At 31.2% G+C, this 3,989-nt stretch carries 8 protein-coding genes; 4 read left to right on the top strand and 4 right to left on the bottom strand.

Features of this window, described 5'->3' with window-relative positions:
• Positions 1–232, top strand: a 232-nt coding sequence (locus tag CD33_RS20355; RefSeq protein WP_036197004.1) for a hypothetical protein, incomplete at its 5' end; no start/stop codon positions are given.
• A 176-nt stretch (positions 233–408) separates the two neighbouring features.
• Here CD33_RS20355 and CD33_RS19650 read toward each other — a convergent pair.
• The 3 genes from CD33_RS19650 to CD33_RS20615 all read right to left on the bottom strand — a co-directional run bounded on the left by CD33_RS19650 (position 409) and on the right by CD33_RS20615 (position 1,581).
• The gene (locus CD33_RS19650) at positions 409–630 is read right to left on the bottom strand and encodes a cupin domain-containing protein (RefSeq protein ID WP_373906666.1); all 222 of its coding nucleotides are present in this window, start codon (positions 628–630) and stop codon (positions 409–411) included.
• 425 nt (positions 631–1,055) lie between these two features.
• Positions 1,056–1,238 (bottom strand): aspartyl-phosphate phosphatase Spo0E family protein, encoded by a 183-nt coding sequence (locus tag CD33_RS00240; protein ID WP_052129849.1) that lies wholly within the window; start codon positions 1,236–1,238, stop codon positions 1,056–1,058.
• A gap of 106 nt (positions 1,239–1,344) precedes the next feature.
• Positions 1,345–1,581 carry a hypothetical protein gene (locus CD33_RS20615; RefSeq protein ID WP_235863441.1) on the bottom strand — a complete coding sequence of 79 codons (237 nt, stop codon included), beginning with the start codon at positions 1,579–1,581 and terminating at the stop codon, positions 1,345–1,347.
• On the opposite strand from CD33_RS20615, the gene CD33_RS20350 reads away from it, so the two are divergent.
• Positions 1,484–1,720 carry a hypothetical protein gene (locus tag CD33_RS20350; RefSeq protein ID WP_176400157.1) on the top strand — a complete coding sequence of 79 codons (237 nt, stop codon included), beginning with the start codon at positions 1,484–1,486 and terminating at the stop codon, positions 1,718–1,720. The two genes, CD33_RS20615 and CD33_RS20350, sit on opposite strands and share 98 nt — an antisense overlap.
• Entirely contained in the window at positions 1,647–1,841 is a 195-nt protein-coding gene (locus CD33_RS20610; protein WP_036197002.1) for a hypothetical protein, read from the top strand. The genes CD33_RS20350 and CD33_RS20610 overlap by 74 nt, the downstream gene beginning before the upstream one ends.
• A 389-nt stretch (positions 1,842–2,230) precedes the next feature.
• Here the strand turns inward: CD33_RS20610 and CD33_RS00225 are convergent, their stop codons facing one another.
• The gene (locus CD33_RS00225; RefSeq protein WP_036197001.1) at positions 2,231–2,935 is read right to left on the bottom strand and encodes a DUF421 domain-containing protein; all 705 of its coding nucleotides are present in this window, start codon (positions 2,933–2,935) and stop codon (positions 2,231–2,233) included.
• Between the two features lie 438 nt (positions 2,936–3,373).
• On the opposite strand from CD33_RS00225, the gene CD33_RS00220 reads away from it, so the two are divergent.
• Positions 3,374–3,754 (top strand): hypothetical protein, encoded by a 381-nt coding sequence (locus CD33_RS00220; protein ID WP_036196999.1) that lies wholly within the window; start codon positions 3,374–3,376, stop codon positions 3,752–3,754.
• Positions 3,755–3,989 lie beyond the last annotated feature (235 nt).

Raw genomic sequence — 3,989 nt, 5'->3', positions numbered from 1 at the left:
AATATCTTTTTACAAAAAAGATATAAAACTCACAATTGGAGTAGATTGTGAATTTACCGACTATCCAAAGTATATAGATTTTAGTGGGGAATATTTAAGTAATGGAATTCAATATGTGACATTTCAAAAGACCGCAGATAGAAAGTTTAGTTTTGGTGTTTGTTGGATTCAACCTTGTACAGAAGAAAACGATACTCAAACTTGGTTTGGAGCTGATCCAAGTTTAATGTAGAAATTCTAAAGCCTTTAGAGAATCTATGAAGAATTGTTCTCAAAGTGAATTATAATCTTCAACAATAGGGCGCAATTCTTGTAAATGGAATTGTGTCTTCTTAGTTATCAACTTTAAAAGTGGTATTGCATACTTGAACCAAATTGTGCATAAAAAAGCACCAAAAATATTGGTTCTTAAGAAATTCCATTTATATCGTTATCCTTTTTCTCAAAGCAGAGATTTACAGTTCTACCATTAGAACGAGTTCTGTGTTGCGTATGTGAGGGCACCATAAATATTTCTCCAGGTAGTAGTTTAATTGTTTTATCATTAACTAAGTCAATAATAAGTTCCCCATCAAGTACCATAAATAATTCGACTGTATCATGTTCATGCCAAATGAAATTCTCCTTCAATTACAGCAATTCTTAAAACGTAATCGTTTATTTCAGATACAACGAAGTTGGTATATTCCGATTTATTAGAAACTAGATTCAGTAAATTTACTTTTTGCATAATATTATTCAATCTATTTCCTCTATTTTTCACAAAATATATTATGTGAAAAATTGTATCAGACAAATGTGAAATATTTAAAGAATATGATTAATTAAGTAATGAACAATTCGAATGAACGCAATAAAAAAAGAGACTGTCTGACCAGGACAGCCTCCCTGCGGACAGTACCTATTTTCGGTTGCGGCAAATCACCACCAAAATAAAAAAATGAAAAGTAAAAAAGTAGAATATTACTGTGATTTTCTGCTTTCATATTAGGTTATTCAAACAGAGTTTAACGGTCTGGATAGATCACCTACTGGAAATTGAAAGAATTCCACAACTAGTTACTTTTATTTGCAGAATCTCCAATAATAAAACATTCATTTAAGACCTTATCAAGTGACTGACTTAATTTAACTGTAGAGGGATGAGTTAAACCAAACTCCATTCCCGTCTTAATTAACTCTGTTCTAAGTTTTTGTATTTTATTATAGCAATTACACTTAGTAAATGTAGTTATCATAAAAGTTTTTCCTCTCATTTAAAATAAATATACAAAAAAGGAAATAGATTGGAAATACCTTTTGTGTGAACAATATGAACAATATTCTTTAGTATCAAACAAAAGTTTATTGATTTTTACTCTCTCTAATCTTTTTGTTTCTGTAGGCAATAATAGTGGTTTTTAAGGAAGCAAAACTTCCTATGGCTGAATATCCATAGAACCATCCCATAAATATTCCAGCAAGTAGATTATGTCTATGACTGATGAAAATTGATATTAGTAACCCGATGATTAAGGCAACCGAAGGAATCCATACTGGTTTTATACGAAAGAAAATCTTTAAACATTGTGTGATGATCATGACTATCGGGACGGCTATTACTGCATCCCAAAATTTGGTATGTATTGTTGGAAAGTGTTCCATGAATGCACCTCGTATCACAAGTATATTCATATATGTTGCTGGTGAAAATTATATCGAAAGTGTATCACTGGATTAAAATGCAGCGAATGAACCCATCGGAACGTAAATATGAAAAAATCAGACAGCAAAGACGCTGTAATTATAATGCAAGCAGTAAAAAATCTTACGATGCCTCGCCTCCGGGTGGTGGTGATTGAGTAGAAGTCTTTTTTTAAAAGGGATTTCTAATACAACGCCATTAAATCTTCTGTTGGGTTTATTGAATAATTAAAAAAGTTTGGGAACACTAAGTTGAGGTTTTGACTAATGATAGAATTATTTATGAATATTAAATGAGGCCATTAAATTAAATAAAGCTGGAATAATATTGGTGAAATTATTGCGAAAATATGAAGTAATGTACTTAAACTATCATTTTGTTTAACAAGGATGACGATTGTAAAAGGTTGGTTAAAAGAAAGCATCTACTGAACTATTAGAATTTTTCACCAGAAAGCCACACAAGGTGGATTATCTATACCGTTTTCCAAGAATATAGTTCAATCACCAATAATCTAGAGCTGCAGGGGGATTAAGATAGGAATCCTTATTTGTACAGGAAAACTTGCAAGTTGTCATTTTGATCAATTGTTGCTAATATGACATCTTTAATTTCTGCATTATATGTTGATGAAAGCTTATTTTTCAGCCAATCCTCAGTAAACTTATATTTGTTTAATTCATAAGTATCAATTCTTCCTTCTTTAATGATGACAGAAGGGAGGGAAAAAGGTTCAGATGCTATTTTTATATCTGCTCGCGTTGGAGTTTGGTGTTGGGGATATAAAAAACTCGAAATAGATCCGTCCGGCTCCCATAATGCCAGAGCTATTTTTTGAATATCCTCTACCTTTTCTTTTCTTAATTCTGATAAAAGAAAATCAACAGAAATCCTTACCTTTCGTAAGTTGGCGGAAACGATTTGCCCGTCTTTAATTAGTGGAATAGGAGATGGGTCAATAAAATGTCGAAACGGTATCCATTTCAAACTTAAAAATACTCCGAGTAAATATAATATAATTAAAACTGTCATGGTAATCATGGAACCCTTTAATCCTAATCCTTCATCAGACAAGGGATGAGCAATGACATTACCAATAGTTATTGCCATAGTAAAATCAAGTAACCCCAATTGTGCAATAGAACGTTGCCCCATAATTTTTGTCGCAAAAAGTAAAAAGAAAAAAGCAATGACCGCTCTTAGAATCCATTGTATTGCTGTAAGTGATTCTTGACCATGAAAGAAATCCACAGTGATACATCCTTTCTCATTAAATCTTTATTTATTATCTCCTTACACCTCATTGTTATGTATTTGTCTCAAACGGTTATTTGTGACAAATCAATTGGCAAGATAGCTATCCTAGGCTTTTCATTCGTTGAAAAGTTGTTTTAGCTTATTCAACAATCGGGCCATTTAATTGAATAACACCCCACAAAAAGATGGATATTAATGTTAAAGTTTATATAAGATTTTGAAAAAATAAACTTAAAGTAACAGTCAGATAGGTTGCAGAAGCTTTTGTAACTTTATTTTAAAAATAACGACTAATTAATAAGGGAGGGATATTGTGTATACATTAATTCGAATGGGATTTTCTTTGATGATGTTATTCACATTAATAGGGTGCAGTAATGTGGAAGAAGATACATCTAAAAAAGTACAAATGAAAAAAATAATATAATCTCAATGTCAAATAATGAGGAAAAACCACCCTCTATAAAATTAAAAATTGGTGAAGACGAGATTAAGACTTACCGAGGAACTTATAGTTGGAGTTATTATGATAAAAGTACAGGGCAAAGAGTAGCTGTGGAGGCAGACCATGCACCTCCAACCGAGATGGTAAATATCGAACAAGGTGTTAGGGTTAATCTAATCGAACCTGTAAAATTAAATTTTGAAAAAGAACCAACTCAATATGAAATAAGAGTCTGGGACAATAAAAATGTGATTGCAACGTATAATACATTTGAAGAAATAAAAGAAAAAGGGAAATATATATTTGAAATAGTAGGAACATGGGAAGGTAGTACCGCTACTTATGTAGTTGCATTAGATATTCAATAATAATTAAATAGTGAACTACTGATATATAAGAATTAACCATTAATATTCAATTTAGTTATTCCATTAAACCAGCTAATATAAGCTAATCGTTATTCAATAATCGGGCGCGTTTCTTTAATAAGAAATGCGTATTTATTCATGAAACCAGCTAATAGATTGTCAATAAAAATCTTTTAAATTAAAAATTACTTCATGCTATACTAAAAATGTGCAACCCAAATAACCCTCCGAATCC

The sequence above is a fragment of the Ureibacillus sinduriensis BLB-1 = JCM 15800 genome, from assembly GCF_000772955.1.
Lineage (GTDB): Bacteria > Bacillota > Bacilli > Bacillales_A > Planococcaceae > Ureibacillus > Ureibacillus sinduriensis.
The sequence above is the reverse complement of the archived record's forward strand: the minus strand, read 5'-3'. Positions and strand labels throughout refer to the sequence as shown.

Excerpts from the sequence above, each read along its gene's own strand:
- CD33_RS20615 (WP_235863441.1), bottom strand. The coding sequence starts at position 1,581 with ATGATCATCACACAATGTTTAAAGATTTTCTTTCGTATAAAACCAGTA.
- CD33_RS00240 (WP_052129849.1), bottom strand. The coding sequence starts at position 1,238 with ATGATAACTACATTTACTAAGTGTAATTGCTATAATAAAATACAAAAA.
- CD33_RS00220 (WP_036196999.1), top strand. The coding sequence starts at position 3,374 with ATGTCAAATAATGAGGAAAAACCACCCTCTATAAAATTAAAAATTGGT.
- CD33_RS20610 (WP_036197002.1), top strand. The coding sequence starts at position 1,647 with ATGCACCTCGTATCACAAGTATATTCATATATGTTGCTGGTGAAAATT.
- CD33_RS20350 (WP_176400157.1), top strand. The coding sequence starts at position 1,484 with ATGAAAATTGATATTAGTAACCCGATGATTAAGGCAACCGAAGGAATC.